This is a genomic window from Nonomuraea bangladeshensis (genome assembly GCF_039529455.1).
In the GTDB taxonomy this organism is placed as follows: domain Bacteria; phylum Actinomycetota; class Actinomycetes; order Streptosporangiales; family Streptosporangiaceae; genus Nonomuraea; species Nonomuraea bangladeshensis.
In genome coordinates this window covers 344,806-371,415 of record NZ_BAAAMV010000009.1, presented here as the reverse complement: position 1 = coordinate 371,415, position 26,610 = coordinate 344,806, and the positions used below count along the sequence as shown (strand labels likewise).

Below are 26,610 nucleotides of genomic sequence, written 5' to 3'. Positions count from 1 at the left end.
ATTTCCCGAAGTGGAGATCACAATTCAGCGAAATTACTGATCCTTCGGGTGTTAGAACGATACAGGCGAGGTAAGAGGGAAATAGCGGGATTAGTGGTTTAGATGTGACCGGTGTCGCTCACGTGATGATCATCGCGTTCGTGCACCAGCTTGCTCACGAGCGCCGACTGCCCCGCGAGACCCCGCCCCGGCACCTTGGCGCCCGTCAGGCGCTCCCAGGCCCGTCCCGTCGCGTACGCCGCCCCCAGCACCCCCGCCGCGCTCGTCCGGTCGGGCGGCGCCACCTCCAGCACCGGCGCGGGCACGGTCGACACCCCGCCCCGCGGGCCGGCGGGGAACCCCTCGGGCGCGGTCGTCTCGGCGACCGAGGTCTCGGTCATCCCCGCCCGCTCCAGCTCCTCGTACGCCGCCCGCAGCCGATGGTCGAGCAGCGCGGGCAGCCGCCGCCGAGAGTCGGACAGGTCGGCCAGGAACCCCGCCGTGGCCCGCGCGGGATCGGGCGTGAACGCCAGCGCCTCGGCCAGGTCGTAGACCGCGTGCCGGAAGTGCGCCGCGACGTCGGTCTCCGGCAGCAGCGCCCGGCCCAGCCGCGCCGGAGTGCGCTCCAGCCACGCCCGGCGCACCTCCTCCGCGCCCGCCAGGCCGTCGTCGAGACCGGGGTCGCGCAGCGCGGGCTCGACCATGGTGAGCAGCGCGAGCGCCCGCGGCCTGAACCGGGTGTCGGACATCAGGACCTGCGCGGTGTCGGCCATCACGGCGGCCAGCCGGCGCGACTCCCTGACCCGCCCGGCCTCCGCCCGCTCCACGACCATCGTGACGAGGTCCAGCAGCGGCGGCGCGGGCAGCCAGCGCACCCACTCGTCGCCGGGGAGCGGCCGGCGCAGGTATTCGCCGAAGACGGTGAGCAGCCGCTCGTTGCCGTCGAAGGCCGGCGCGTACGAGCACCACATGATCGTGCCCCACACGGCCGCGACCGTGCTCGGCACGTCCCTGGCGAAGATGTCGTCGAAGGCGGTCAGCGGGTAGTCGAGCTCGGACTTGCGCCCGCAGGCCCGTACGAGCACGCGCAGCCGCTCGGTGAGGTCGGCGGAGACGTCGGGGCCGATGAAGGCCATCGTGGAGCCGGGCTCGGCGTGGAAGTCGGGTCCCGACGGCACCACGTCCTCCGGCAGGTCGGCGGCGGCGTGCCGGACCTCGCGGGCCCGCTCGCCCCGCGGCGGGGGCGCGAGGTGCCAGCGGCCGGAGGCAGGGTCGTACAGGTGCCAGCGGGCGTGCGCGCCGAACAACCACCGGTCGCCGTCGCGGGTGACGAGGACCCTGGCGGCCAGGACGTGGGCACGATCGGGCACCGGGAGCTCAGGCCAGCGCGGGTCGGCGACCATCGCGCGGACCGCCGCCTCGGTGGCGGTGAACGCATCCCAGGGTGGCACGGGCGTCATCGTACTTGCCGGTCGTGGATCATCCGACGGCCAGACACGGCAGAATGTGCCCTATGAGGGCGAAGGTAGCAGGGACGTTGGCGGTCGCGAGCGTGCTCGCCGGATGCGGCACGACGACCTCGGCCGACCCCACGGTCACCGGCCCCGGCATGCTGACGCTTGAGCGGGCCACCCCTCCCGCGCCCGGCGGCGAGGTGGGCGAGGCCTCCACGGAGTTCGCGAAGGCGACCGACCTCGCCATGTGGACGAAGCTGAGCGACACCGAGAAGGACGTCGACCGGATCGCCAAGCTGGACGTGAACAAGACCGCGAAGGGCGCGCTCTACCTGGAGCCCAGGACCTCGGCCTGGTTCGACGGCTTCCGCGGCCCCTTCCTCTACCAGGACCTCGCCGGCGACATCGTCATGCACGCGCGGGTCAAGGTCGAGGGGAAGAACGGCGGCCGGCCCAAGCGCAAGTTCTCGCTCGGCGGGCTCATGGCCCGCCAGCCGGGCTCGTACGCCACCCCCAACTGGGTCTCCATCACCACCGGCACCGGCGAGAAGAGCGGCCAGATCGAGGTCAAGTGGACCGAGAACGGCAGCTCCAAGCCGAAGGAGATCCCGGTCAAGGCCGGCTGGGTCGACCTCGTCCTCGCCCGTGCCGGGCGCGCCTTCGCGGCGCTCTACAAGGAGGAGGGCGGCACCTGGAAGGTGGGGCAGCGCTGGGCCTCCACCCTCCCCGACGCCCTCCAGTGGGGCGTCACCGCCTACACCGACTGGGACAGCTACGGCGCCGTCAAGCAGGACCCGGCGAAGGCCAACGCCCAGCTGGTCAAGGGCCTGCCCGACTTAAAACTGACCGTCGACTTCGTCCGGTTCCTCCGGCCCGAGCTGCCGGAGTACGCCGACCCGCTCAACGACAAGTCGGTGCCGGACGACGTGCTCGTCAAAGCCTTGACGCCTGCCGGTGCCTGAGTGCCTTGGCGATGTAGTTGTCCGGGGTGCGGGCGAAGGAGGCCCGGTCGTCGTCGGCGAGCTCGCGTACGATCCGGCCGGGCACCCCGGCGACCAGCACGCCCGACGGGATCTTCTTGCCGGGGCCCACCAGCGCTCCCGCGGCCACCAGCGTGCCCGCGCCGACGCGGGCGCCGCCGAGCACGATCGCGCCGATGCCGATCAGCGCGCCGGACTCGACGTGGGCGCCGTGGACCATGGCCTTGTGGCCGAGACTCACCCGATCCTCCAGGACGGCGGGCTCACCGGGGTCGGAGTGGAGGCAGCACAGGTCCTGTACGTTGCACTCCTCGCCGATCTCGATCCGCTCGTCGTCGCCCCGCAGAACGGAGCCGTACCAGATGCTCGACGCCCGGCCGACGCTGACCCGGCCGACCACGGTCGCGCCGGGGGCGATGAACGCCTCGGGATGGATGTCGGGGGAGGCCCCGGCATCCAGCGCTGCTATGTACATTCGACACATCGTAATTGCCGGTCCGGGTATGGCGTTCCGGTTGCGGACGTGGGCAGATGGCAGGAAAGTCGATTCCTGAGTCTCGCTGTCAGACCCTCACAACCCGCAGTTGTTCCCCGCCTCACGCAATCCACCCTTAGGTAACCTCCATGATGAACCAGCACGACAGCAGCTTCCCCGACCTGATGCAAGAGGACACCTTCGAGGTCGTCATGCGCGGCTACAACCGCCGCCAGGTCCACGACTACATGCTCCGCACCCGCAACCAGATCCGCGATCTGGAGGAGCGGCTGGCGCGGGCCATCGACCAGGCCGAGCAGGGCCGCATCGAGCTGGCGGAGGCCCGGCGGCGCATGGTCGAGACGCCGCAGAGCTACGAGGACCTGAGCCCGCGGCTCGCCCAGATACTCCAGCTCGGCGAGGAGGAGGCCGCGGCCAAGAGGGCGGAGGCCGAGGCCGAGGCCGCCCACCTGCGTGAGACGTCGACCGCCGAGGCCCAGCGGCTGCTGACCACCTCCCGCGAGACCGCCGACAACATCCTCACCTCCGCGCAGGCGGAGGCGGAGCGCCGGGTGAACGAGGCCACGCAGGCCGCCGAGCGCATGCTGTCCCAGGCGAGCGCCGACGCCGACGAGCAGCTCACCTCGGCCCGCGCCGAGGCGGAGGAGACCGTGCGCGGGGCGCGGAGCGAGGCGGAGCGCCTGCTGACCACGGCCCAGGCCGAGTCCGAGCAGCTCATGAAGGACGCCGCCGCCCAGGCGGAGCAGATCCTCATGAGCGCGCGGGCCGAGGGCGAGGCGATGCTGGAGACCGCGCGCCGGCGTACGGCGGCGCTGGACGAGCAGGCCGGCCGGCGGGTGGACTACCTCACCAACACGCACACCGAGGTGGTGCGGCGGCTCAACGAGATCGGCTCGGTGCTCGGCGACCTCATGCGCACCGAGGCGGGCGCCGGGCCGCTGGTGCCGGAGGCCATCGCGCCCCCGCGGCAGCAGCCCCAGATCGCGGCCCCGTCCGAGCCCGAGCCCGAGTCCGAGTCCGAGCCCCAGTCCCAGTCCCAGTCCCAGTCCCAGGAGCGGCAGCAGCCCCACCCGCAGGACGACGTGCGGGTGATCGTCGAGGACGACGACGAGGAGGAGCGGCCGCGGGAGGCCGGCGCGGAGGAGCGGCCGGTCTCCGACGACACTGAGGTCACCGTCGTCCGCGTGCCCCCGAAGTGACGCCGGCCTCCTGAGCCGGCGGCGTCAGGAGCGGAAGCCTCCGCCCCCGATCGGGTCGGAGGCTTCCGCGCTCGTGGCCCCGCCGTTCTGGTGGCCCGGTGCCGGGGCCGCCGAGACGCTGGACCCGGCACCGGGCTGCTCGTGTGCGCCCGCGGCGGGTCGTTCCCGCTGCGGACGCCTGGGTGGACGTCGGGGTGGTGCGGGGCCGGCTCCCCAGTCCTGCGGCTCGCCGGCCCGTCGTTCCTGGTCCCGGAGGTGGTCCCGCAGGCCCTCCGGGTCGTCCGCGTCGATGGTCATCGCGCATCCGGCGTCGCGCTGTTCGGCGCTCAGCGGATGGTGTCTCGTGGCCCACCAGCGGCCCGCGTCGCTCCGCCAGATGGTCCACTGGGGATACTCCCGGGCGATCTCGGCGAGATGCCGGTCAAAGGACATCGCTGCCCGCCTTCCGGGGGCCCCAGGTGAGGTTTCCATCTCCTTAGACGATGAATGACTTCTCTAGAGAATTCAAGGGCAGGTCAACCTAACGCTTGACAGATCGGGTTGAACTAGGCGTCGAAGTCGTACTGGAGTACGTATGCCGCCGAGTCCAGCACCATCTCGTTGACCTCCACGGGAAGCCCGCCCGACGTGTACGCCGTGCGCGCGATGACGATGACGGGGGTGCCGCCCGGCAGGTCGAGCAGCGCGCTCTCGCGCGGTCGCGGCATGCGGGCGCGTACCTCCTCGGTGAAGTGGGCGGGGGCCGCGCCGAGGTCGCCCAGCCGGGCGTAGACGCCGCCGGGGCCGGTGTCGGTGAGGGTGATCGCGCTGTCCTGGACCAGGTGCGCGGGGAAGTAGGAGGCCGCGAGCTGCACGGGCCTGGCGTCGACCGAGTAGCGGCGGCGGCGTACCCACACCTCGGCGCTGTCGAGGATGCCCGCCACGTGCTCGGCCGCGCGCTCCAGAGCCACCTCCAGGTGATCGACGGTGAACGGCCGGCCACGGGTGTCCGCGTCCCAGATGGCCCGGCCCTGGCCCCACTGCTCGCGTGACAGCCGGCGTGAGCCGTGCCGCCGGATGGGTTTGAACAGCCGCACGTAAACCCCCGAACCTCGTCTGGGCACCGCCAGCCCTTCGTTGATCAGTACGGCGAGCGCCTGTCTGGCGGTGGCTCGCGCGATCGCGTAGTCGGCCATGAGTGCGTTCTCGCCCGGCAGTCGGTCCCCGTCACGCAGCTCGCCGGCCAGGATCCGGGCGCGGAGACCGTCGGCGATGCGGCGATAGATAGGGGGCTCGTGGGGTACCGGGGATTCAGACAACTTTGATCACCCTCTGTCACCAACCAGGTTGTGGCGTCTCCAGAGAACTTGCCCCGTCTTGTCCACGATCGCACAGATACAGAGGTTGGTCGCGAGCTGTTTTTGAGCTGATCGTGCCCGTGTGGTGAACTACGGCGGGTTTGAGCGGACCGTTACCGGGCAACTGTCCCGGCCGCTATTCGCCCGGCCCACCAGCGGCGAGTAACCGACGCGGAGATCACCGCGCCCGCCGTGTTGAGCAGGACGTCGTCGACGGACGAGAAACGTCCGAGTTGCAGCACGAGTTGCAGCACCTCGACGAGGACCGAAAAGGCCGCCGCGACCGCCGCAACCCGGGCCGTCGAAGCCATCGCCGCGGTGCGTACCGGCAGCAGCGCGCCCAGCGCGGCGAACACCAGCAGATTGCCCCCGACCTGCACGAACACCGTCTGCCACGGGGCCGAGGCGAGATCGGCCAGGTCCGCGAACGGGATCAGCCCGACGCCGCCGGGACCGCTCGCGGGGGTCAGGATCATCCAGATCCACGGCGCCGTGCCGACCACGATGCCCACATCGGCGATCGCGGTGCGCAGCGGCGCGGGGCGGCCGGCGCGGGCGCGGCGGCGGAAGAGCAGCACGACCGCGAGCGGGGTCAGGAACAGCGCAAACGTACCAGCAATAATGACGGATCCCCACAATTCCCACGTCTGCGCCATCCGATCATGATGGACAGCGATCAAGGGGTACCGGAAGATGTCCATTCGGACAGGTCTTCTCCGCGTCCTCTCCTGCCTGGTCGGGGGAGACGATGGCGATCGAGGGGCCCGTCGTCCCCCGGATGTCATCCCCCGGATGTCGTCCCCGGAAGGAGGAGACCGCAGTGCTGACCCACTTCATCGGCGGCGAGCCGGTGGCCGCGGGCACGGCCTTCCCGGTTCACGATCCGATGACCGGCGCGGTGATCAGACAGGTCGGCGAGGCCGACCCGGAGGTGGTGGACCGGGCGGTGCGCGCCGCGCGGGAGGCCGCCCGCGACTGGGCCGCGCTGCCGGTGGCCGAGCGGGCGGGGTGGCTGCGGCGCCTCGCCGAGGGCATCGAGGAGCGCTTCGACGACCTCGTGGCCGCCGAGATCGCCGACACCGGCAAACCGCTCGACCAGACCCGCACCCTCGACATCCCGCGCGGCATCGCGAACTTCCGCGCCTTCGCCGAGATCGCCGCCCACCGCCCCGACGAGGCCTTCCACCTGTCGGGCGTGCTCTCCTACACCGTGCGCCGGCCGCTCGGCGTGGTCGCGGTGATCGTCCCGTGGAACCTGCCGTTCCTGCTCATGACGTGGAAGCTGGCCCCCGCCCTGGTGGCCGGCAACACCGTGGTGGTCAAGCCGTCGGAGCACACGCCGGGCTCGGCCGCGGTGTTCGCCGAGATCTGCGCCGCCGCCGGGCTGCCGCCGGGCGTGGTCAACATCATCTACGGCCACGGCTCCGCCGGGCAGCTCCTGGTCGAGCACCCCTGGGTGGACGCCGTGACGTTCACCGGCTCGACCAGGACCGGATCGGTGATCATGAAGGCGGTGGCCGACCGGGTCAAGCCGGTCTCGTTCGAGCTGGGCGGCAAGAACGCCGCCCTGGTCTTCGAGGACTGCGACCTGGACCGCGCGGTCGAGGGCTGCGTCAGGTCCGTCTTCACCAACGGCGGCCAGGTCTGCCTGTGCACCGAGCGCCTCTACGTCCAGCGCCCGATCTTCGAGGAGTTCTGCACCCGGCTGGCCGCCCGCGCCCAGGAGGTCGTGCCGCAGCCGATGATCTCGGCCGAGCACCGCGAGAAGGTCCTGTCCTACTACGCCTTGGCCCGCTCGGAGGGAGCCAAGGTGCTCGCGGGAGGCGGCACGCCGTCCTTCGGGGACAAGCGCGACGCGGGCTATTTCGTGGATCCCACCGTGGTGACAGGCTTGTCCGAGTGGTCCCGCTTCAACAGGGAGGAGATCTTCGGCCCGGTGTGTCACGTGGCCCACTTCGACACCGAGTCCGAGGCGATCGACCTGGCCAACAACAGCGAGTACGGCCTGGCCGCGGCGATCTGGACCGGCGGCCTCGACCGCGCCCACAGGGTGGCGCAGCGTCTGGAGGCCGGGCTGGTCTGGGTCAACACCTGGTATCTGCGCGACCTGCGCACGCCCTTCGGCGGGCTGCGCCTGTCGGGCATCGGCAGGGAGGGCGGCACCCAGTCGCTGGACTTCTACTCCGAACCCACCACGATCACCATCAAGATGGAGCAACCCGATGCATGACGAATGGTCGCAGGCGGTGGACGCGCGTGCGCAGGCCGCCGACCGGCTGGCCGAGGCGGCGCGCACCGGCAAACCGTGCGCGCCGGTCCGTGACCTGATCGGCACGCTCGCCGACGCCTACGCCGTCCAGGACCTCGCCACCGAGACGGCGCTGGCCGAGGGGCGGCGGCCGGTCGGCCGCAAGGTCGGCGTCACCAACCCCGACGTCCAGCGGCAGCTCGGCATCGACCATCCGACCTGCGCCCCGCTCTTCGCCGACGCGGCCTACCTCGACGGGCTGCCCATCCCGTACGAGCGGCTGCTGCAGCCGCGCGCCGAGGCCGAGATCGCGCTGGTGCTCGGCGCGGACCTCGCGGGCGGCCCGTTCACGGCCGCCGAGGTGCTGAGGGCGGTGGACTTCGCGCTGGTCGCCATCGAGATCGCCGACTCCCGCGTGGCCGGCTGGGACATCGGCCTGTTCGACACCGTGGCCGACAACGCCTCCTCTGGCGTGTACGTGCTCGGCAACACCCCGGTCCCGCTGCACGGGCTCGACCTGCGCGCCGCCGCCATGACGATGACCAGGGCCGGCGAGCAGGTCTCCGCGGGGACGGGCGCCGCCTGCCTCGGCCATCCGGTCAACGCCGCCGTCTGGCTGGCCAACCGGCTCGGCCGCACCGATCGGCCGCTACGGGCGGGCGAGGTCGTGCTGACCGGCACGCTCGGCCCGGTCGTGCCGGTACGCCCCGGCGACGAGCTGGAGGCCCACGTCGACGGGCTCGGATCGGTGCGGGCGGTGTTCACGCAGTGAGGACGACCCCGTGATGGCCAAGGGCATCCGCGTGCCCGGCAAGGCCACGCCGCGCGGCCGGTTCCCGCACGTCAAGCGGGCCGGCGACTTCCTGTACGTCTCTGGCACGAGCTGCCGCCGCCACGACGACACGTTCGTGGGCGTGGAGGTGGACAAGTACGGGGCGACGAACCTGGACATCCGCGCCCAGACCAGGGCGGTCATCGAGAACATCGGCGACATACTCAAGGCCGCCGGCGGCTCGCTCGCCGACCTCGTCCAGATCACCACCTATCTGGTGAACATGAACGACTTCAAGGGATACAACGAGGTCTACGCCGAGTTCTTCGACGAGGAGGGCCCGACGCGGACCACGGTGGCGGTGCACCAGCTTCCGCACCCGCACCTGCTCATCGAGATGCAAGCCGTCGCCTACCACCCCCAGGAGCGATCGTGATTCCCCCCATTGACTTCACCAAGTGGATCGACGAGCACGCCCACCTGCTCAAGCCACCGGTGGGCAACAAGCTGGTCTTCGAGGAGGCCGAGGACTTCATCGTGATGGTGGTGGGCGGGCCCAACGCGCGCACCGACTTCCACGTGGATCCGTACGAGGAGCTGTTCTACCAGGTGCGCGGCAACATGCACGTCAACGTGGTCACCGAGAACGGCCCCGAGACCGTGCACGTCCGCGAGGGCCAGATGTGGCTGCTGCCCGGCGGGATGCCGCACTCGCCGCAGCGGCCGGAGGAGGGCTCGGTCGGGCTGGTGATCGAGCGGATCAGGCCGGAGGGCACGCTGGAGCGCTTCCAGTGGTACTGCGCGGAGTGCGGCGGCCTGGTGCACGACGTCGAGCTGCAGGTACGCGACATCGTCAAGGACCTGCCCCCGGTCTTCGAGGCGTTCTACGCCGACGAGAAGGCCCGCACCTGCGGCCGCTGCGGCGCCCTGCACCCTGGCAAGGGCTGAAGTGATCGTTGACGTCCACACGCACCACGTGCCCAAGGGCTGGCCCGACCTGGGCCGGCCCGGGGCGCCCCGGCTGCGCGTCGACTCCGAGCGCGAGGCGACCATCCTCGTGGGGGAGCGCGAGTTCCGCCGGATCCAGGACGACTGCTGGGACCCTGAGGTCCGGCTGGCCAGGATGGACGCCGACGGCGTGGACCGGCAGGTGGTCTCGCCCACCCCGGTCTTCTTCGGCTACGACCTGCCGGCCGAGGAGGGCGTGCGGATCGCGAAGATCTTCAACGACCTGGCGCTGGAGATCTGCGCGCACGAGCGGTTGATCCCGTTCTGCCAGGTGCCGTTGCAGGATCCCGAGCTGGCCTGCGCCGAGCTCGACCGCTGCCTGGCGAACGGCCACCGCGGCGTCGAGATCGGCAACCACGTCGGCGACCGCGATCTCGACGACCCCGGCGTGGTCGCGTTCCTGCGGCACTGCGCCGAGCGCGGCGCGCCCGTCTTCGTGCACCCGTGGGACCTGCCGGCCGGGCCGCGCGTCGAGCGCTGGATGGCCCAGTGGCTCGTCGGGATGCCCGCCGAGACCCACCTGTCGATCCTCGCCATGATCCTCGGGGGCGTGTTCGACCAGGTGCCCGAGAGCCTGCGGATCTGCTTCGCGCACGGCGGCGGCTCCTTCGCCTTCTGGCTCGGCCGCTTCGAGAACGCCTGGCATCGCCGCCCCGGCGTGGTCGGCGTCTCGGAGCATCCGCCGTCGCACTACCTCGGCAGGTTCGGCGTCGACTCCGCGGTCTTCGACGAGCGGGCGCTGCGCCTGCTCGTCGACACCTTCGGCGAGGACCACGTGCTGCTCGGCAGCGACTTCCCCTACCCGCTCGGCGAGTCGCCGGCGGGCGGGCTGATCCGGCGGGCCGGGTTCCTGTCCGGGACCGCGCGGGCCAAGCTGCTCGGCGGCAACGCCCAGGCGTTCCTGGGCGCCTGACCGGTCACACCGGGCGCTTGTAGCCCGTGTCGCCGTCGGCGAGCACCAGGCCCACCTGCGGGGTGCGGACGATGGTGGCGGCGGTGCCCGCGCAGCCGTCGTCCGCCCCTGCGGGCGCGGCGGGGACGGTGCTCAGCGCGAGCGCCGCCGCGCAGGCGGCGGCGCAGCGGGTCCAGGTGCGGATGGTCATGGGTACGCTCCCAACCGAGCGAATCAGGGGTGCCGACCTTCAGCATCGGCGTCACGGGCGGCTCTGTCCAGACCCAGCGCGGCGCGGGACGAGCCGGGCGGCACGAGGTCCGGCAGCGACAGGGCCAGCCACAGGCGCAGCCGGTGGCCGGGGTCGGTGAGCGGGCCGCCGGAGACCCGCTCGGCGGCGGCCAGCCGGCGTCGCAACGTGTTGCGGTGCACGCCGAGGCGGCGCGCGGCGGTCTCCGCGTTGTCGCCCGCCTCCAGGTACGCGCGGAGCGTGCCCACGAGGTCGCCGCCGTGCCTGGCCTCGTGCTCGCGCAGCGGGCGCAGCACGGCGGTGGAGAAGCGGCGGGCCGCCTCGGGCACGAAGGCGTCCCGCAGCAGCGCCTGCGGCTCCAGGTCGTCCACGTGCGCGTAGCCGTCGCCGCCGCGCGCGACCAGCGCGGCCGCGTGCCGCACGGCGGCCGGCACCTCCTCCAGCCCACCCGCCCGGCAGCCACCCCCGGCCACCCCGAGCCGCGCACACAGCCGGACACCGAGCCGCCCCTCCGCCCGTCCGAAGAGTCGCCCATCCGTCCGCTCGCCGGGCCGCCCGCCCATCTGCTCGTCGAGCCCTCCGCCCGCCTGCTCGCCGAGCCGTCCGCCCGCCTGCTCCCCGGGCACGTCACTGCTCTCCGGCAGGACGAACACCGTGCCCTCCGGCCGTTCGCACACCAGGGCCGTCTCCTCGTCGCCGGCCTCGGCCACCTCCTCCAGCGCCTCGACCGCCGCCTCCAGGCTCACGCCCGGCCGGACCACCACCACCTCGTACGGCGCCGCCGCCACCGAGCACAGCTCGCCGAGCCGCGCCGCGGGCAGCCGCCCGTCGAGCACGGCGGCCAGCAGCGCCCCCCGCTGGGCGTGCATCCTGGACCGCCCCACCCGCAGCCCGAGCAGCTCGATGGCGAGCAGGCAGGCGGCGTGGCTGGTGAGCATCCGCACGTGCCAGTCGAGCGGTGACGCGGTGCGCACCGCGAGCCAGCCGGTGGCCGGGCCGGAGAAGCCGAGGCTGTGCACCTGGACGGCCTCGATCCCGTCGTCCAGCACCCCGGCGCTGCGCCCGCCGCCGCTCGCCGCCGCGGCCTCGGCGGCGCGGGCGTGCCAGGGCCGCTCCCGCGCCGGCACCGCGTGCTTGTGCTCGCCGTGCGGCCCGAGCAGCAGGGCCTCGCCTCCGGCGTGCTCGGCCAGTGCGCGCAGGATGCCGGCGGTCCCGTGGGCGAGCGCCGCCCGCGCCATGGCCTCCTGCGCCGCGACGACCCGGCGCTCGCCGCGTACGCGCTCGTCGGCGTGCCAGCGCGCGACCGCCTCGGTCACCGAGATGAACGAGGTCAGCACCTCCAGGACGGGCAGTCCGCAGGCGTCGGCGGCGTCGAGCAGGTCGCGCGGCACCTCGTCCACATGCTCGTGCAGGGCGAAGGCGAGCGCGGCGCAGCCGGCCGCGGCGAGCCGTTCGACGTAGGCCCTGCGGCCCTCGGGCTCGGCGGGCAGCCCCAGCCCGATGGTCATGACGAACTCGCCGCCGGACAGCCACGGCACGGGGTCGGCCAGCTCCGACACGTGCGCCCAGCGCACGGCCCGCCAGGTGCCGGTGCGCCCGGCCAGCAGCCGCATGCGCATCCCGGGAAGCGCCATCGTACGGGCGACCGTCAGCGACATGAGCGCCTCTCCGTGTGGTGCATACCGCACTCTAACGCACCCCCCGGAGTGCGTTTTGGCTCGACCCCATCCGGCTGACCTGCGCTTATCGTCATCGCAGCCCCCAGACACCCCGGAGGATCCCTTGAACCGTGCCACCCGGGCGGCCGGAGCCGCTTTCATCGGGACCACCATTGAGTGGTACGACTTCTACGTCTACGCGACGGCCGCCGCACTGATCTTCGACGATCTGTTCTTCCCCAACGCGAGCAGTCCGGCCGTCGCGCTCATGGCGTCCTTCGCGACCTACGCGGTCGGCTTCTTCGCCCGGCCGCTCGGCGGCATCGTGTTCGGCCACTTCGGTGACCGGGTGGGGCGCAAGTCGGCGCTGGTGGTCACGCTGCTCATGATGGGTGCGGCGACGTTCGCGGTCGGCGTGCTGCCGACGTACGCCTCGATCGGCGCGCTCGCCCCCGCGCTGCTGGTGCTGCTGCGCTTCATCCAGGGTCTCGCGGTCGGCGGCGAGTGGGGCGGTGCGGTGCTGATGGCGGTCGAGCACGCCCCCGAGGGCCGCAAGACCTTCTACGGCGGGTTCGCCCAGCTCGGCAACCCCGCCGGAGCGCTGCTCGCGACCGGCGCCTTCAGCCTGATCACGCTGTTCGGCGACGACGCGCTGATGTCGTGGGGCTGGCGGGTGCCGTTCATCGTCTCGGCCGTGCTGGTGCTGGTCGGCCTCCTGATCAGGCTCCGCGTGGAGGAGTCGCCGGTCTTCGCGCGGACCGAGAAGAGCGCGATGCCGATCAAGGCCGTCTTCCGTACGTCCTGGCGCTCGGTGCTGCTCGGCATCGGCACGCTGCCGGTCGCGATCGGCGGCTACTACATCCTCACGACGTTCCTGCTGGCGTACGCCACCGGGTCCTCGGTCGGCGAGTCCGAGCAGCTCATTCTCAACGGCCTGAGCTTCGCCGCGTTCGTCGAGCTGGTGGCCACGCTCGGCATCGCCTACCTGGGCGACAAGTTCGGCTCGCGCAAGGTCGCCATCTGGTTCCTGGTCGCCACCGCCGTGCTCGCCGTGCCGCAGTTCGCGGTGCTCGGCTCGCACAGCACGTTCCTGATCTTCGGGATGCTCGGCCTCATGCGGCTGGCCACCTCGGGCACCTACGGGCCCATGGCGGCCATCCTGTCCGAGATGTTCCCGCCGCAGGTGCGCTACACGGGCATCTCGCTCGCCTACCAGGGCGCCGGCGCGATCTTCGGCGGCCTGTCGCCGCTGGTCGCCACGGCGCTGGTGGCCGGGGCCGGCGGCGCCGCGTGGCCGGCCGTGGCGCTGCTCGTCGGCATGTGCGCGCTCAGCGTCGTCTGCCTCGCCGTGGCGCCCCGCCACCGCGACCCCGTGCCCACGACCGTCTGACCGCGCCCGCCCGCCCGTACAAGCAAGTCCTCACCGACAAGGAGACCTAGTGTCCACCACCGTCATCACCGGCGCGAAGGTCCTCACCATGGACCCCGCGAACCCCTCCGCCGAGGCCGTCGCCGTCCGCGACGGGCGGATCCTGGCCGTGGGCCGCGAGGCCGACGTGCTGGCCGCCGCCGGGCCGGGCGCCGAGGTCGTGCGGGCGGGCGGGCGCAGCGTGCTGCCGGGCTTCATCGACCCGCACAACCACCTGCTGTCCACGGCCGAGACCCTGGTGGCGGTGGACGCGCGCTACCCGGCGGTGGGGAGCGCGGCCGACCTGGTCGCGGCCGTCGCCGCCGAGGCGGCCCGCACGCCCGCCGGGCAGTGGATCCGCGCGTACGGCATGGACGACGCCAAGTACCCCGGCGGCCGGCCCACCCGCGCGCAGCTCGACGAGGCCACCACCGAGCACCCGGTGATCGTCTACCACGTGTCGGGGCACCAGGCCGTGGTCAACTCGGCGGCGCTCGCCTGGCGCGGCATCGGCGACGACGTGGCCGACCCGGCGGGCGGGTCGTTCCTGCGCGACGAGGGCGGCCGGCTCACCGGCATGGTGCTGGACTCCGCCATGGAGCTGCTGCTGCCGGTGGCCGTCGACATCGGCTGCCACGGCCCGAACTTCCATGTGGACCTGCCGGGCGAGCAGCTTCTCGGCTGGCTGGAGGGGGCGCGGGAGACGTACCTGCGGGCCGGGGTGACGACGGTCTGCGACCCCCAGGTCTCGCGGCGCGAGCTCAAGGTCTACCGGGCCGCGCACGCGGCGGGCACGCTGCCGGTGCGTACGGTCGTCATGCCCCTCTCCCACCTCCTGGACGAGCTGACGGAGGTGGGCCTCGCGGGGCCGTTCGGCGACGACCGGCTGCGCTTCGGCGCCATGAAGTTCTACTGCGACGGCACGCTGCTGGGCGGCACCGCCATGTTCGACGAGCCGTACGGCGACAACTTCACCGGCTCGCTCTACCACCACCCCGACGAGCTCACGGACCTGGTGCGCCGGGCCGCCGTCGCGGGCTGGCAGGTCGGCATCCACACCCAGGGCGACCGCGCGATGGGCTACTCCCTGGAGGCGATCAAGGCGGCGGTGGCGGTCTCGGGCGACGACGCCCGCCCGCGCATCGAGCACTGCGGCCATCCGACGCCCGCCCAGGTGCGGGAGTTCGCCTCGCTCGGGGTGATCCCGGTCAACCAGCCGAACTTCCTGTACGACAGCGGCACCGACTTCGTGCGCCGCCTCGGCGAGCGGCGGGCGCACCGGCTCCAGCCGATGCGCGAGGAGATCGACGCCGGGCTGCGGCCGGTGCTGTCCAGCGACTCGTTCGTCTCCTCGCTGCGGCCCATGGAGACGGTCTCGAACGCGGTGCGCCGGCGCACCCGCGAGGACGGGCCGATCGGGGCCGAGCAGGCCATCACGCTGGAGGAGGCGCTGCGCGCCCACACCATCGACGCGGCGTACGCGCTGCGCATGGAGGACCGGATCGGCTCGCTCACGCCCGGCAAGCTGGCCGACGTGGTGGTGCTGGACGCGGACGTGACCGCGCTCGCCGCCGACCAGCTGTCCGGCGTGGACGCGTGGCTGACCATGCTGGACGGCCGCGTCGTCCACCGCAGCCCGGCCGCCTCCCGTTAGGGCGTGCGGCCGCGGAACTCGGCGAGCTTGCCCTCGATGCGGTCCTTGATCCGCTCGCGGGCGGTCATCCGCGGCACCCCGGACATCAGCAGCTCGTCGTAGTCGGTGTCCAGATGGCGGATGGACGCGATCACGGCCAGGGTGATCGCGTTCTCGTCGAGCGCCCTGGCCGCCGCCGTCCGGCCGACCCGGCCGCTGCCGCGCTGGCCGGCGTGCTCGGCGATGTCCCGCGCCCGTTGCTCGGGGCAGCCGGGGAACAGCCGGGCGATCTCGGCCGCCATCCTGGCCTGGAACTCCACGTCCTGCTCGGCCCGGCGGACCCGGTCGCGTTCGCGGCGGCGCTCGCGGGCCTCCTCGTCGGCCAGGCACCGCTCCTCGGCCGCCTCCAACGCGGCCTGCTCGACCAGCAGGCCGACGCGCTGGTAGACCTTGCGCCGCCGGTTGTAGCGCACGACCAGGGCGGCGAGACGGCTCTCCTGCTTGGCCCGGCGGCTCAGCGCCGCGTTCCCCGACGGCAGGAACACCAGGTGATCGAGGTCGGCGCAGGTCAGGCAGTGGGGACGGTCGTCCTCCATGATCAGGTAGGGGCCGGTGTCGCCGCAGGCCGCGCACGTCCAGGGCTCCAGCGGCGCCACCGCCACCAGGTCGGGCGCCTTGCTCTGCCGCTCGGTGAGCCGGCGCACCCGCGCCTCGCTCAGCTCGGGCGAAATCCAGTGGACGCGGAACGGCTCCTGCGGATGGCCGGCGGTGAACCGCAGCTCGCGGCGGTCGCGGGTGCCGGCGACGTAAGGGGTGTCGACCGGCTTGAGCCCCTTGGCCAGCGCCCAGTCCTTCAGCAGCGCGGCCGTCGCCACCAGGCGGTCCTCGTCCACGGCCGCCAGGCCGGCCAGCGTGGGCGCCCGGCCCTGCCGCCATTGGTCCACGTGCCGCGAGTGCAGCCAGCGGAGCCCGGTGACCACGTCGATGAACGTCACGTACTTGCGGGTGGTCAGCGCGATCTCGGCCGCGTCCGCGACCCTCCGCGCCAGGCTGGGCTTGCTCACGGATCCCAGTCTCCCGCGCCTTTGTCGGGAGATGGACGAAGCCCGGGCTTTGCTTGTGCGCTCCACGGCGAAGAACCTCTCGGATCTTTCGTGCCCTGGAGGAAGACCGTGCGCCTGTTCTGGCCCGCCATGCTGATGCTCGCCACCTCGTGCGGCTCCGCCTCGCACACGGGGGCCGAGGAGGGCGCGCAGCCCGTCGTCAGCGGCGGCTTCGGCAGCAGGCCGGTCGTGTCCATCCCCGCGGGCAAGCCCGGCCGCATGCCCCGGATCACCGTGCTGTCGGCGGGCAGCGGGCGGCGCACCCTGCCGGGGGACGTGGTGCTCGCCGACGTCGACATCCGCCGCTGGGCCGGCAACCGGCCGTACCTCAGCACCTTCGACGGCAACCAGCCCGCCACCGTCGTCTTCGACGGCCGGCAGGTGCCGGAGGTCTGGCGGCGCTCGCTCATCGGCCGTCCGGCGGGCAGCCGGGTCATGCTGGTCGGACCGGCCGCCGACGCGCTCGGGCCCGGCCTGCCGTGGGCCGGGGTGTCGCCCTCGGACACGCTCGTCGTCGTCTTCGACATCCTGGGCGGCTACCCGCCGGACGCCCGGCTGGTGGGGCGGACCCTGCCGGTCGTGCCGGCCGACCTGACGCCCGCCGGCCCGCCCCGCCTCCTCATCGACGGCTCCGGCGAGGAGATCCTGGCGGGGTCGAAGGTCATCGTCCAGTACGTCGCCGCCGCCTGGCCGTCGCGGGCGCTCGTGGACTCGTCGTACCGGCGGGGCGGGCCGAGCGCCTTCACCCTGAAGCCGGGCGCGGCGCCCCCGGCCTGGCTGGACGCGCTGCCCGGCCGCCACGTCGGCTGCCGCCTCGCGGTCCCGTCGCCGGGGGACGAGCCCAGGATCTACGTCATCGACGTCCTCGACACCATCACGGCGCCGAGCTGACCGTCAGGGGCGGGAGACCAGGCGGCGGACCAGGCCACCGAAGCGGGAGCGCCGGGGCGGCGGCGGCGCGGTCAGGGCCTGCAGCGCCTCGGCCGCCGACGGCCGCTTGGCGGGGGAGTGGTCGAGCATCCGGCGCACCACCTCCGGCACGTCGGGGCCGTCGGCGTCGGCGCTGGTGGGCAGCTCGCCGGTGAGGAGCTGGTGGGCGATCACCCCGGCGGAGTAGACGTCGGAGGCCGTGGTCATCCGGTCGGGCCGCTCGTGGCACTCGGGGGCGACGTAGTGGGCGTCGAGCACGTTGCCCAGCTCGTGGGCGACGGTGTAGTTGCGCGGGCCGAGCTTGGCGTAGTCGAAGCCGGTGAGCACGGCGTGGCCGTCGTCGGTGACCAGCACGCTGGCCGGGGTGAGCGCGCGGTGCACGACGCCGTTGGCGTGGGCGTGCGCGAGCCCGCTCAGCAGGTCTTGAAGCACGCTCATGCGCGCGCCCCGGGGCGGCGACAGGTGCAGCGACTGACCGTGCACGTCGTCGAGCACCAGCACGAACCGGCTCTCGTCGTCGATGGCGAAGAAGTCGCGCGAGCGCACCACGCACGGGTGCGGCGGGATGCGGGCCAGGCTCTGGTAGGCGTTGGCGATGCGCTGCCGCTCGGCCGCCCGCGACTCGTGGTCGGCGAGCGGGTCGGCCTGGTAGACCCGCAGCAGCACGGTCTCGCTGCCCGGCAGCGTGGCGTTGAAGGCGCGGTATTCGGTGACCTTGGCGTCGCCGCCGAGCTGCTCCTCGACCTCCCAGTTGCCGAAGCGGGGCGGGGCGGTGCTGCGGCGTACGGTCTGGTTGAGCGCGTCGAGCACGGCCGTCATGTAGGGGCGTACGTGCGGGCTGCACCCGCGCCGCACCCGCGAGACGTCGCTCAGCGTGGCCACCAGCTCGGGCACGGTGGTGACGTTGACGGCGTCGCGCCCGGCCGGGTCGATCAGCTCGGCGTCGGGGGAGCTGAGCACGACCAGGCTGTCGACGTAGACGCGTTCGAGCTGGGTGGACCTGGACACCAGCAGGCCCTTCAGCGCCTTGGCGGTGCCCCGCAGCTTGGCCACCGGCGAGCCGAACGCCTCCCGCCGGGGCGGGAACCAGCGCGTGCCGGACACCTCGATGCGTCCCCGCGTGCCCTTGACGTCGACGACCACGAGCGAGTGGCCGGTCAGCACGAGCAGGTCGACCTCGAAGACGTCGTTGCCGCGCGGGACCTCGATGTTGTGCAGCAGCAGCCAGTCGGCGGGCGCGTGGTCGCGCAGATATGCGATGACGCGCCGTTCGGCGTCGTTGACCGGACGTCCACCGCCGACGATCTCTGCCATGGGCCTATCCTCGCACGGCTGGCGATTGACAACATGATGTCCAAATGACAGAATGTTGTCATGAAGCCCACCGTGCACCACGCCGTCTACGACACGCTCGCCGACTGGGAGACCGGTCACGCCACCGCGCACCTGCGCAGCGGCGTCTACCAGCGCGAACCCGGCGGCTACGAGATCGTCACCGTCGGGCTCACCACCGATCCCGTCGTCACCATGGGCGGCGCCAGGATCGTCCCCGACCTCACGCTCGACCGGCTCTCCCCGGAGGACAGCGCGCTGCTGATCCTGCCGGGCGCCGCGCTCTGGGACGCGGGCGACCTGCTCGCCCCCTTCGCCCGCAAAGCAGGGGAGTTCCTGGCGGCCGGCGTGCCGGTCGCGGCCATCTGCGGCGCCACGGCCGGGCTCGCCAGGGAGGGCCTGCTCGACGAGCGCGAGCACACCAGCGGCGCCGTCCAGTACCTGGAGGCCCAGCAGGGTTACGCGGGCGCGAAGCGCTACCTCGACCACGACGCCGTGCTCGACGGCGACCTCATCACCGCCGGGCCCACGGAGCCGGTCGCCTTCGCCAGGGAGATCTTCCGCAGGCTCGACGCCTACCGTCCCGAGGTCCTGGACGCCTGGTTCCGGCTGTTCTCGCGGAGCGACCCGAGCGCGTACGAGGTGCTGATGACGGCATGAGCGAGAACGCGCGGCTGGTGTCCGGGCTGGCGCTCGGCGTCTTCCGCCTCAACGGCCAGTTCCTCCACGTCGCGGAGGGGCTGGCCCGGCCCGCGGGCATCACGGCGGCCTGGTGGCAGGTGCTCGGCGCGGTGCTGCGCGAGCCGCTGCCGGTCTCCGGGATCGCCCGCGAGATGGGGATGACCAGGCAGGGCGTGCAGCGCATCGCCGACCTGCTGGTGGAGCGGGGCCTCGCCGAATACCGGCCGAACCCCGCGCACCGCAGGGCCAAGCTGCTCCAACCGACGGCGGCCGGGCGGGAGGCCATCGCCAAGATCAACCCGGGGCACGGGGAGTTCTCCGACCGGCTCGTCGCGGAGCTGGGCGCGGAGGAGGCCGAGCGGTGCCTGGAGGCCGTACGCCTCCTGTCCGCCGCCCTCGACCGGATCGGCGACCAAGATCGATGAAACCGCTCCCGGGCCTGGAAGACGGACAGTCCGGACGCTAGGTTGAAGATCCCGCGGATCCGACATCACTGGAGCAGCTCCATGACCGGAGAACCGTACGCCGCCGGAGAGGCCGTCTCGCCCCGCATCGACACCGGCGTCCCGCACGCCGCCCGCATGTGGAACTACTGGCTCGGCGGCAAGGATCACTACGACGTGGACCGGGAGGCCGGCGACCAGTTCAGCGCCGCCTTCCCCGACATCGTCGAGATCGCGCGCCTGTCCCGGCACCTGCTCGCCCGCATCGTGCGGCACCTGGTCGAGGAGGCGGGGGTGCGGCAGTTCCTCGACGTCGGCACCGGCCTGCCGACCGTGGACAACACGCACGAGGTCGCCCAGCGCGCCGACCCGGCCTGCCGGGTGGTCTACGTCGACAACGACCCCCTGGTGCTCGCCCACGCCCGCGCCCTCCTGGTCGGCACCCCCGAGGGTGCGACCGACTACGTGGACGCCGACCTGCGCGAGCCCGAGAAGATCATCGCCGCCGCGGCGGGCACCCTCGACCTCACGCAGCCGGTCGCGCTCATGCTCATGGGCATCGCGGGCTACGTGAGCGAGGAGGACGGGGCCTACTCGATCGTCGGGCGGCTGATGGAGGCCCTGCCGTCCGGCAGCTACCTCGCCATGTGGGACGGCGTCAACGTGGTCACCGGCGAGGCTCTCGACCGGGCCCAGGAGGAGCACAACGAGGGGCCGGGGGCGCCGTACCATCTGCGGAGCCGCGCGGAGTTCGCCCGCTTCTTCGACGGGCTGGAGCTGGTCGAGCCGGGCGTGGTGTCGATCACGCGCTGGCGGCCCGACCCCGACCCCATGGCCTCGCTCACCGAGGTGGACGCGCTGTGCGGGGTCGCGCGCAAGCCCTGACCAGGCTCGCGTCAGAGACGCTGGATCATCCCGTGCAGGATCGCCGGCGTCTCGGCCGGGGGCGGGGCGTGCACGCCCAGCTCGTTGAGCAGGTGGCGGTAGTGGCGCACCTCGCTCTCCTTGTTGAGGTATTGGGCGCCGGTGAGGTGTTCGAGGTAGACCACGTCGGGCAGCTCCTCCTGGGCGAAACGCAGGAGGGTGACCGGGCCGACCCCGCCGAGCGCGGAGCCGTTGGCGAACGGGAACACCTGGAGCGTGACATTGGGCAGCTCGGCCATGCGGGCGAGGTGTTCGAGCTGGGCCCGCATGACGTCCGTGTCGCCCACCACGCGGCGCAGCGCGCCTTCGTCCAGCACCGCCCAGAGCTTGCGCGGGGCGGGCGCGTCGAGGGCGCGGCGGCGGAGCAGGCGCACCGTGAGCAGGCGCGCGATCCGCTCAGCGGGTTCGCCCTCGTGGTTGCGGGTGATGACCTCGCGGGCGTAGTCCTCGGTCTGCAGCAGGGCGGGGACGTGCTGGACGCCGTAGGTGCGGATGAGCGCGGCGTCCTGCTCCAGCCCGAGGTAGGGCTCGAACCAGTCGGGGACGACGTCGCGGTATTCGTGCCACCAGCTCGGCGCGTTGGCCTGCGCGACCAGGGCGAGCAGGCTGTCGCGCTCGGCCCGGTCGCGTACGCCGTAGAGGGCGAGCAGGTCGGCCACGTCGCGCGGCTTGAAGCTGGTGCGGCCGGCCTCCAGGCGGCTGATCTTCGACTGTGAGCCGCGGATGGCGTAGGCGGCGGCCTCGCGGGTGACGTCGGCCGCCTCGCGGAGGCGGCGCAGGTGAGCGCCGATGAGCAGGCGCAGCGCGCTCGGCCCGGATTGCAGGGAATCACTATCGGGTATTTCGGTCATGTCGCCCATATTGTGAGCACCCCGCATCTATGCTCCTCAAATCGGCATCTCGCCACGGCTCCGGCCCGTGCCAATCCTGCCACGGCTTCCGCCCCGTGTACTGTATTTCCCGCTGAACGAAAAGCGTCGGCTATTTGTGCATTTACTGCGGATTTGCCTAATTTCTGGCCGTGGCGAGGATGACGCCCGAGCCGTGACCGCCCAGCTCGACGGCCGCCAGCCGGGCATGGCCGAGCAGAGTGCGCCGCACCGCCTCCTGCCTGGCCGCGAACTCGGCGTCCCAGGTCGAGCCGGGTGCCGGCGTCATGTCGTCCACCACCAGCACCCCGTGCGGGGCGAGCGCGGCGATGGTCAGCTCCAGCCCCACCTGCTTGCCGGCCACGGTGTCGGCGAAGATCAGGTCGAAGGCGCCGAGCCTGGGGAGCAACTTCAGCGCGTCGCCCGTACGGAAGTCCACGAAGCCGGGCCAGTCGCCGGACGCGGCCAGCGCGGACCGCACCTGATCCAGCTCCACGCTCGTCACCGTCGCGTCCTGCCGCGGCCGCAGCCCGCTCACCAGCCAGGCGGTGCCCACACCCGTGCCCGTGCCGAGCTCCAGCACCCGCCCGCGGTCCGGCACCGCCGCCGCCAGCACGGCGAGCAGGCGGCCGACGTCCGGGTCGCAGGAGTAGGCGAACCCGGCGGCACGCGCCCGCTCCGCCGCCGCCCGGACGAGTTCTGGCGTTTCAGGATTCATGACTGATTACTATCCCACCGAGGCGCGCGCGAACGGCACCCCAAGTTTGGGGTGATCGTTCCTCATCCCGAGGTTAAAGCCGATCGAGCATTTCTCGCCCCCGGCTAAAACGCCTGCCTTTCGGCGGCTCGGGCGAGCGAAATATATGTAGTACCTCGCCGATGCGCGTCAAAACCTCATGCCAAGAAACCGAGGCGTCCGCTTGACCATAGGAATGGCAATCCGAGTTGCGGAACCCGCGACCTGCCGCGATTGTTATTCCCGGCACCTCACAGCCCTGCACAAACGACTATGGCGTCGGGAATTCCGCGCCGATCCATGGAGGAAACAATCATGATCCGTCGTATCCTCGCCGGTGCAGCGATCGCGGCCGTCGCTTTCGGCTTCTCGGCCTCTGCTGCCACCGCCAACGCCGACCCCCGCCCCTACAACAGCGGCCAGAACGTCCTGAGCCAGTGGCAGATCATCGACGACGTCCTGAACGACGTGGCCAACCACTCGCTCAACAACCTCGACGTCAACATCATCCAGCTCGCGGACGAGATCGACCTCGACCTGCTGAACAACAACCAGCCCGAGGTCGGCGACGGCAACAAGGGCGTCAACCTCAGCAACGCCGGCACCTACGTCAGCTAGGACGGCGCGAGCAGGAAGGTCGATCGCGGCTCCCGTGCGCGGAGCCGCCTGGCCAGTCGCCTTCCTGATGCCCAGGTGAGCGACCGGGGCTCGGCGTGGTGATTCGCGAGACCACGAAGAGCCCGGTCGGCCGCCGCATCCTTACGGGCGTGCTGTGCGGTCCCGGGCCGGCCCTTTCGCGAGGGGCCGGCCGGGGGCCGCACTGCTTTTTCCCCGATCACACCTCCGCACCGCCGGCCCCCGGCCGTACCGCTCCCAGGAAGTCGGCCCGGTCGAGCGGGTCCGTCCGCACGAACGCCCCCGTGTACGGCGCGTGCACCATCGTCGTCGCGTCCACCGCGATCCCCACGTGCTCCGGCCCGGGACTGTCGGGGTCGTTGTCGAAGAACACCAGGTCGCCGGGCTCGATCAGCTCCTTCGGCACCCGCGGCCCCGAGCGCCACTGCTCCTGGGAGGTGGTGCCGATGGCCGTCCCCGCCCGCGCGTAGGCGTACTCGGTGAGCCCCGAGCAGTCGAAGCCCTTCGTGCCGGCGCCTTTCCCGATGCCGTAGCCGGGCCCGTTCACCCCGCCGCCGCCCCACGAGTAGGGGACGCCGATCATCTCCAGCGCCGCGCGCAGCGCGATGCCTCCTGCGGCGGCCGCGCGCGTCTTCCGCGCGGCCAGCGCCGCGTCCGCCTGAAGAGCGGACGCCAGCACGCACGCCAGCCCGCACGCGAGCACCCGCGCCGCCGTTCCTTTCCCGGTCACGTGTCTTCACCATCCCCGCAAGGCCCGTTTGTGAGCGTTGTCTGCTGTGTGGCTTTGTACCGCCGAAAATCGCGACAAGTCTTCCGACATAAACGGACGAGTCGCAAAATTTCGGGGCCGGGAAGATCCACGGCAAAACGGGCAGAAGGGGCATCTAGCTCCGGCCTACACGGCCCTGCCGGAGGACCGGATCACCTACGAAAAGGCCACCGGGGGCACCTCTTCAGGATTCCGCGCGAATTCGGTCATAATCTCGCGAAGATTACATAGTGAAACATACTTCGTGTAGCCTTGGTTCTGGCTGACGCGCCGACATGACGCACGGCCACAAACCCCCGGGGAGCGTGCGTGTAGGGGGGTGTGAGGAGCGTGAACCGTCTCGAAGAGCGGCTGCTCTACCAGGACGAGCAGCTCAAGGTCACGGTGCGCGCGGCGGCCGAGGGGCCCGTCGTCACGCTGTTCGGCCAGGTCGACGCCTCCAACAGCTGCGCCCTGGCCATCGCCCTGACGGGCTGCAGCCAGGGCCGGCACGTCGTCGTCGACACCGGCGGGCTGACCTTCATCGACGTCTCGGGGCTGCGCGTGCTGGCCCTGCCCGGGTTGCCGCCGGAGCAGCGCTGGATCAGGCTGCGCAACCTGACGTCGTACCAGCTCCGGCTGTTGCGGCTGATGGGCTGGCACCACGAGTCCCGAGCCCATCGACTGCCCATCTGAGGAGCGTTCTCACCTGCCGGACAGCGCGGCGAAGGCGACCGCCGCCGAGGTGCCGAGCCCGGTGGGGCCGCCGAGCGTGAAACGCGGCGGCCGGTGGTGCCGGCGCAGGCTCTCCTCGTCGTAGCGGAAGCAGCCCCGGTGCCAGTTGAGGATGGCGGCGAGCCAGTCGCGCAGCCCGGCCAGGAAGCCGTCGAGTTCGGCGCGCGCCTCGGCGTCGAGGCCGAAGTCGGCGCAGACGATCGGCAGCTCGTTCGCCACGATGTGCTCGAACTGCCGGACCCGTGAGGCCAGCAGGTCGGTGACGATGCGCAGCGCGGCCGGATAGCCGCAGTCGAAGAAGCTCTGGACGACGAGCACGCAGTTGTGCACCTCGCCCTCGAACTCGATCTCCTTCTGGTAGGAGAAGATGTCGTTGACCAGGCAGCCCGCGTCCATCATGGCGTTCTCCAGCGCCCGCATCGGGCCGCTGGCGTAGACCTCGTCCGGCACGCCCTGGGCGTGGCGCAGCCGGCAGAGGTTCATGGTCAGGTCGGAGCCGAAGGTCAGCCGGCGCATCTCCAGATAGTCGACCGGGTCGGGCACCCGATGCGCGAGCTCGCCCGCCAGCTCCCACAGCCACCCCTGGCACATCTTCTCCACCGCCTCGCGCAGCCTGCGGCGATGCCCGGCCGGCATGGGACCGGCCGTACGGGCCCAGACGTCGGCGAGGCCGCGCTCCAGCGCGTTCGCGGGCGGCGGCGCCGGCGAGCCGTCGAGCGGCATGCACGCCGAGAACCGGTCGACCGCGATCTTCGCGGCGGCCAGGTTGCCGGTGCGGCCGAAGACCACGGGGAAGTAGTCGTCGCCGTACGTCCCCCAGGCCAGCCAGAACGAGGCGAGGTCCAGCTCCTCGGGCGTGGCGTCGGGATGCAGCCCGGCGGCGCACAGCGCGAGGTCGTAGTCGACCAGCTTCCGCTCGTCCCACACCGCCGAGCCGGCCACCCCCGGCTGGGCCTCCAGGATGCCCATCGCCGCGCACCACTCGACGATGTGCCGCCGGGCGTCGTCGAGATGCGGCGAGAGCCGCAGCGGGAACGGCACGTAGAGATCGTCGGGGATCACGCTCGGCCCCACCCGCTCGTACGGCACCCGCGTGAAGTTCCTGACCCGCTTGGCGCCCAGCAGGTCGACGACCGACGACATGCCGAGCGGCCGGCTCGCCCCGGCCCGCTGGTTCATGTAGCGGCTGGAGCGCAGGTGCCACTCGTGCCCGCCGGACTGCCAGTCCTGCAGCCCCTTGACGTAGGCCAGCACCCCGGCCGCCGACACCGGGTCGATGCCGTGCTCGGCGAACAGCGGCCCGAGCTCCGTCACCGCCGTGTGCTCGAACTGCTGCAGCCGCGAGGTCAGCAGGTCGTTGACCGCGTTCGCGGCCTCCTGGGTGGTGCAGCCGAGGAAGGTCTCCAGCACCAGCACGCCGTTGCTCAGCTCGCCCTCGTCGCGGACCTCCCGCTCGTACGAGAACAGGTCGTTGCGCAGGTGGACGGCGTCGGAGAAGGTGTCCTTGAGCACCCGCAGCGGCCGGGTCGCGGCCAGCCGGGCCGGCACCTCGGCCCCCACGGCGTGCTCCACCAGCCCCGCCGACCAGGGGGCGCCGCCCACCTTGCGGCGCATCTCGATGTACTCGACCGGGTTGGAGATCCGGCCCTTGTTGATGTTGGCCAGCTCCCACAGCGACTCGTTCAGCAGGTTGCGGGTGCTCTCGGCGAAGCGTTCCCGCCAGTCCTGCGACATGCCGGGCACCGTGCGCACCCACAGGTCGGCCAGCCCCGCCTCCACCGGGTTGGCCGGCTCCGGCATGGACAGGTCGCCGCCCATCGGCATGAACGCGGCCAGCCGGGCCAGGTAGCCCCGGCTGCCCTCCAGGTCGCCTGAACGCTTGAACACCTCCAGGAAATGGTCGTCGAAGAAGAACACCCACACGTACCAGTCGGTGATCAGGCACAGCTCGTCGGCGTCGCAGTCGGGATGGGTGTAGGCGCACATCAACGGGTAGTCGTGGGCGTCGAGGTCGGACTCCTCCCACACCCCCGAGCCCTCCAGCATGCCCATGTCGCGCGCCCACTGCTTGGAGTGCGTCTTCGCCGCCTCCAGATGGGGGTTGAGCCGGGCCGGGTACGGGACGTAGAAGTCCGGCAGTTCGAACGGTTGGCTCATCG

28 protein-coding genes are annotated in these 26,610 nt (G+C 72.1%); 15 read left to right on the top strand and 13 right to left on the bottom strand.

What is annotated here, in order from left to right; all coding sequences use genetic code 11:
* Nucleotides 1–98: 98 nt before the first annotated feature.
* On the bottom strand, nucleotides 99–1,439 hold the full coding sequence (locus tag ABD292_RS31020) for a hypothetical protein (protein ID WP_344213525.1): 1,341 nt from the start codon (nucleotides 1,437–1,439) through the stop codon (nucleotides 99–101).
* Nucleotides 1,440–1,492: 53 nt separating this feature from the next.
* On the opposite strand from ABD292_RS31020, the gene ABD292_RS31015 reads away from it, so the two are divergent.
* Nucleotides 1,493–2,395 carry a DUF1349 domain-containing protein gene (locus ABD292_RS31015; RefSeq protein ID WP_344213523.1) on the top strand — a complete coding sequence of 301 codons (903 nt, stop codon included), beginning with the start codon at nucleotides 1,493–1,495 and terminating at the stop codon, nucleotides 2,393–2,395.
* Here ABD292_RS31015 and ABD292_RS31010 read toward each other — a convergent pair.
* Nucleotides 2,367–2,888 carry a gamma carbonic anhydrase family protein gene (locus ABD292_RS31010; RefSeq protein ID WP_344213521.1) on the bottom strand — a complete coding sequence of 174 codons (522 nt, stop codon included), beginning with the start codon at nucleotides 2,886–2,888 and terminating at the stop codon, nucleotides 2,367–2,369. The genes ABD292_RS31015 and ABD292_RS31010 overlap by 29 nt on opposite strands.
* Nucleotides 2,889–3,037: 149 nt before the next feature.
* Between ABD292_RS31010 and ABD292_RS31005 the strand changes: the two genes are divergently transcribed.
* Nucleotides 3,038–4,108 (top strand): hypothetical protein, encoded by a 1,071-nt coding sequence (locus ABD292_RS31005; protein WP_344213519.1) that lies wholly within the window; start codon nucleotides 3,038–3,040, stop codon nucleotides 4,106–4,108.
* A gap of 24 nt (nucleotides 4,109–4,132) precedes the next feature.
* Here the strand turns inward: ABD292_RS31005 and ABD292_RS31000 are convergent, their stop codons facing one another.
* The 3 genes from ABD292_RS31000 to ABD292_RS30990 all read right to left on the bottom strand — a co-directional run bounded on the left by ABD292_RS31000 (nucleotide 4,133) and on the right by ABD292_RS30990 (nucleotide 6,101).
* A complete protein-coding gene (locus ABD292_RS31000) occupies nucleotides 4,133–4,540 on the bottom strand; it encodes a hypothetical protein (protein WP_344213517.1) in 408 nt (135 codons plus the stop codon).
* Between the two features lie 113 nt (nucleotides 4,541–4,653).
* On the bottom strand, nucleotides 4,654–5,406 hold the full coding sequence (locus ABD292_RS30995) for a GntR family transcriptional regulator (protein WP_329588567.1): 753 nt from the start codon (nucleotides 5,404–5,406) through the stop codon (nucleotides 4,654–4,656).
* Between the two features lie 152 nt (nucleotides 5,407–5,558).
* A complete protein-coding gene (locus ABD292_RS30990; RefSeq protein WP_344213514.1) occupies nucleotides 5,559–6,101 on the bottom strand; it encodes a VanZ family protein in 543 nt (180 codons plus the stop codon).
* A 164-nt stretch (nucleotides 6,102–6,265) separates the two neighbouring features.
* Between ABD292_RS30990 and ABD292_RS30985 the strand changes: the two genes are divergently transcribed.
* Genes ABD292_RS30985 through ABD292_RS30965 form a run of 5 tightly spaced genes read left to right on the top strand, consistent with a single transcriptional unit; the run spans nucleotide 6,266 to nucleotide 10,386 of the window.
* Entirely contained in the window at nucleotides 6,266–7,675 is a 1,410-nt protein-coding gene (locus ABD292_RS30985; protein ID WP_344213512.1) for an aldehyde dehydrogenase family protein, read from the top strand.
* Entirely contained in the window at nucleotides 7,668–8,465 is a 798-nt protein-coding gene (locus ABD292_RS30980; RefSeq protein WP_344213510.1) for a 2-keto-4-pentenoate hydratase, read from the top strand. The genes ABD292_RS30985 and ABD292_RS30980 overlap by 8 nt, the downstream gene beginning before the upstream one ends.
* Before the next feature lie 13 nt (nucleotides 8,466–8,478).
* Nucleotides 8,479–8,901 carry a RidA family protein gene (locus ABD292_RS30975; protein WP_020540786.1) on the top strand — a complete coding sequence of 141 codons (423 nt, stop codon included), beginning with the start codon at nucleotides 8,479–8,481 and terminating at the stop codon, nucleotides 8,899–8,901.
* A complete protein-coding gene (locus tag ABD292_RS30970; RefSeq protein ID WP_344213508.1) occupies nucleotides 8,898–9,413 on the top strand; it encodes a 3-hydroxyanthranilate 3,4-dioxygenase in 516 nt (171 codons plus the stop codon). The genes ABD292_RS30975 and ABD292_RS30970 overlap by 4 nt, the downstream gene beginning before the upstream one ends.
* Nucleotide 9,414: 1 nt before the next feature.
* Nucleotides 9,415–10,386 carry an amidohydrolase family protein gene (locus ABD292_RS30965; protein ID WP_344213506.1) on the top strand — a complete coding sequence of 324 codons (972 nt, stop codon included), beginning with the start codon at nucleotides 9,415–9,417 and terminating at the stop codon, nucleotides 10,384–10,386.
* A 4-nt stretch (nucleotides 10,387–10,390) separates the two neighbouring features.
* On the opposite strand, the gene ABD292_RS30960 is transcribed toward ABD292_RS30965, so the two are convergent.
* Complete coding sequence (locus tag ABD292_RS30960; RefSeq protein ID WP_344213504.1) at nucleotides 10,391–10,576, bottom strand: hypothetical protein; 186 nt, start codon at nucleotides 10,574–10,576, stop codon at nucleotides 10,391–10,393.
* Between the two features lie 23 nt (nucleotides 10,577–10,599).
* On the bottom strand, nucleotides 10,600–12,273 hold the full coding sequence (locus tag ABD292_RS30955) for a PucR family transcriptional regulator (RefSeq protein ID WP_344213502.1): 1,674 nt from the start codon (nucleotides 12,271–12,273) through the stop codon (nucleotides 10,600–10,602).
* Nucleotides 12,274–12,397: 124 nt separating this feature from the next.
* Between ABD292_RS30955 and ABD292_RS30950 the strand changes: the two genes are divergently transcribed.
* Both ABD292_RS30950 and ABD292_RS30945 read left to right on the top strand, forming a co-directional pair.
* The gene (locus ABD292_RS30950) at nucleotides 12,398–13,663 is read left to right on the top strand and encodes an MFS transporter (protein WP_344213500.1); all 1,266 of its coding nucleotides are present in this window, start codon (nucleotides 12,398–12,400) and stop codon (nucleotides 13,661–13,663) included.
* A gap of 49 nt (nucleotides 13,664–13,712) precedes the next feature.
* Nucleotides 13,713–15,335, top strand: a complete 1,623-nt coding sequence (locus tag ABD292_RS30945) for an amidohydrolase (RefSeq protein ID WP_344213498.1) — start codon at nucleotides 13,713–13,715, stop codon at nucleotides 15,333–15,335.
* Here ABD292_RS30945 and ABD292_RS30940 read toward each other — a convergent pair.
* Complete coding sequence (locus ABD292_RS30940) at nucleotides 15,332–16,378, bottom strand: DUF2293 domain-containing protein (protein ID WP_344213496.1); 1,047 nt, start codon at nucleotides 16,376–16,378, stop codon at nucleotides 15,332–15,334. The two genes, ABD292_RS30945 and ABD292_RS30940, sit on opposite strands and share 4 nt — an antisense overlap.
* A gap of 90 nt (nucleotides 16,379–16,468) precedes the next feature.
* On the opposite strand from ABD292_RS30940, the gene ABD292_RS30935 reads away from it, so the two are divergent.
* On the top strand, nucleotides 16,469–17,308 hold the full coding sequence (locus ABD292_RS30935) for an FKBP-type peptidyl-prolyl cis-trans isomerase (protein ID WP_344213494.1): 840 nt from the start codon (nucleotides 16,469–16,471) through the stop codon (nucleotides 17,306–17,308).
* A gap of 3 nt (nucleotides 17,309–17,311) precedes the next feature.
* Here ABD292_RS30935 and mads6 read toward each other — a convergent pair whose 3' ends face one another.
* The gene (gene mads6, locus ABD292_RS30930) at nucleotides 17,312–18,661 is read right to left on the bottom strand and encodes a methylation-associated defense system protein kinase MAD6 (protein ID WP_344213492.1); all 1,350 of its coding nucleotides are present in this window, start codon (nucleotides 18,659–18,661) and stop codon (nucleotides 17,312–17,314) included.
* Between the two features lie 60 nt (nucleotides 18,662–18,721).
* Here mads6 and ABD292_RS30925 point away from each other — a divergent pair, with 60 nt between their 5' ends.
* The 3 genes from ABD292_RS30925 (at nucleotide 18,722) to ABD292_RS30915 (ending at nucleotide 20,688) form a co-directional block, all read left to right on the top strand.
* The gene (locus tag ABD292_RS30925; protein ID WP_344213490.1) at nucleotides 18,722–19,339 is read left to right on the top strand and encodes a DJ-1/PfpI family protein; all 618 of its coding nucleotides are present in this window, start codon (nucleotides 18,722–18,724) and stop codon (nucleotides 19,337–19,339) included.
* Complete coding sequence (locus ABD292_RS30920) at nucleotides 19,336–19,785, top strand: MarR family winged helix-turn-helix transcriptional regulator (RefSeq protein WP_344213488.1); 450 nt, start codon at nucleotides 19,336–19,338, stop codon at nucleotides 19,783–19,785. Before ABD292_RS30925 ends, ABD292_RS30920 begins: the two co-directional genes overlap by 4 nt.
* 81 nt (nucleotides 19,786–19,866) lie before the next feature.
* On the top strand, nucleotides 19,867–20,688 hold the full coding sequence (locus ABD292_RS30915; RefSeq protein ID WP_344213486.1) for an SAM-dependent methyltransferase: 822 nt from the start codon (nucleotides 19,867–19,869) through the stop codon (nucleotides 20,686–20,688).
* Nucleotides 20,689–20,699: 11 nt separating this feature from the next.
* Here the strand turns inward: ABD292_RS30915 and ABD292_RS30910 are convergent, their stop codons facing one another.
* Together ABD292_RS30910 and ABD292_RS30905 are read right to left on the bottom strand one after the other, a co-directional pair.
* Nucleotides 20,700–21,578 (bottom strand): helix-turn-helix domain-containing protein, encoded by an 879-nt coding sequence (locus tag ABD292_RS30910; protein WP_344213484.1) that lies wholly within the window; start codon nucleotides 21,576–21,578, stop codon nucleotides 20,700–20,702.
* 157 nt (nucleotides 21,579–21,735) lie between these two features.
* The gene (locus tag ABD292_RS30905; protein ID WP_344213482.1) at nucleotides 21,736–22,314 is read right to left on the bottom strand and encodes an O-methyltransferase; all 579 of its coding nucleotides are present in this window, start codon (nucleotides 22,312–22,314) and stop codon (nucleotides 21,736–21,738) included.
* Between the two features lie 333 nt (nucleotides 22,315–22,647).
* Here ABD292_RS30905 and ABD292_RS30900 point away from each other — a divergent pair, with 333 nt between their 5' ends.
* On the top strand, nucleotides 22,648–22,950 hold the full coding sequence (locus ABD292_RS30900; RefSeq protein WP_344213480.1) for a hypothetical protein: 303 nt from the start codon (nucleotides 22,648–22,650) through the stop codon (nucleotides 22,948–22,950).
* Nucleotides 22,951–23,167: 217 nt separating this feature from the next.
* On the opposite strand, the gene ABD292_RS30895 is transcribed toward ABD292_RS30900, so the two are convergent.
* Entirely contained in the window at nucleotides 23,168–23,698 is a 531-nt protein-coding gene (locus ABD292_RS30895) for a C40 family peptidase (protein WP_344213478.1), read from the bottom strand.
* A gap of 369 nt (nucleotides 23,699–24,067) precedes the next feature.
* Here ABD292_RS30895 and ABD292_RS30890 point away from each other — a divergent pair, with 369 nt between their 5' ends.
* A complete protein-coding gene (locus tag ABD292_RS30890) occupies nucleotides 24,068–24,412 on the top strand; it encodes an STAS domain-containing protein (protein WP_344213476.1) in 345 nt (114 codons plus the stop codon).
* Nucleotides 24,413–24,421: 9 nt separating this feature from the next.
* Here the strand turns inward: ABD292_RS30890 and ABD292_RS30885 are convergent, their stop codons facing one another.
* On the bottom strand, nucleotides 24,422–26,608 hold the full coding sequence (locus tag ABD292_RS30885; RefSeq protein ID WP_344213473.1) for a terpene synthase family protein: 2,187 nt from the start codon (nucleotides 26,606–26,608) through the stop codon (nucleotides 24,422–24,424).
* Nucleotides 26,609–26,610 lie beyond the last annotated feature (2 nt).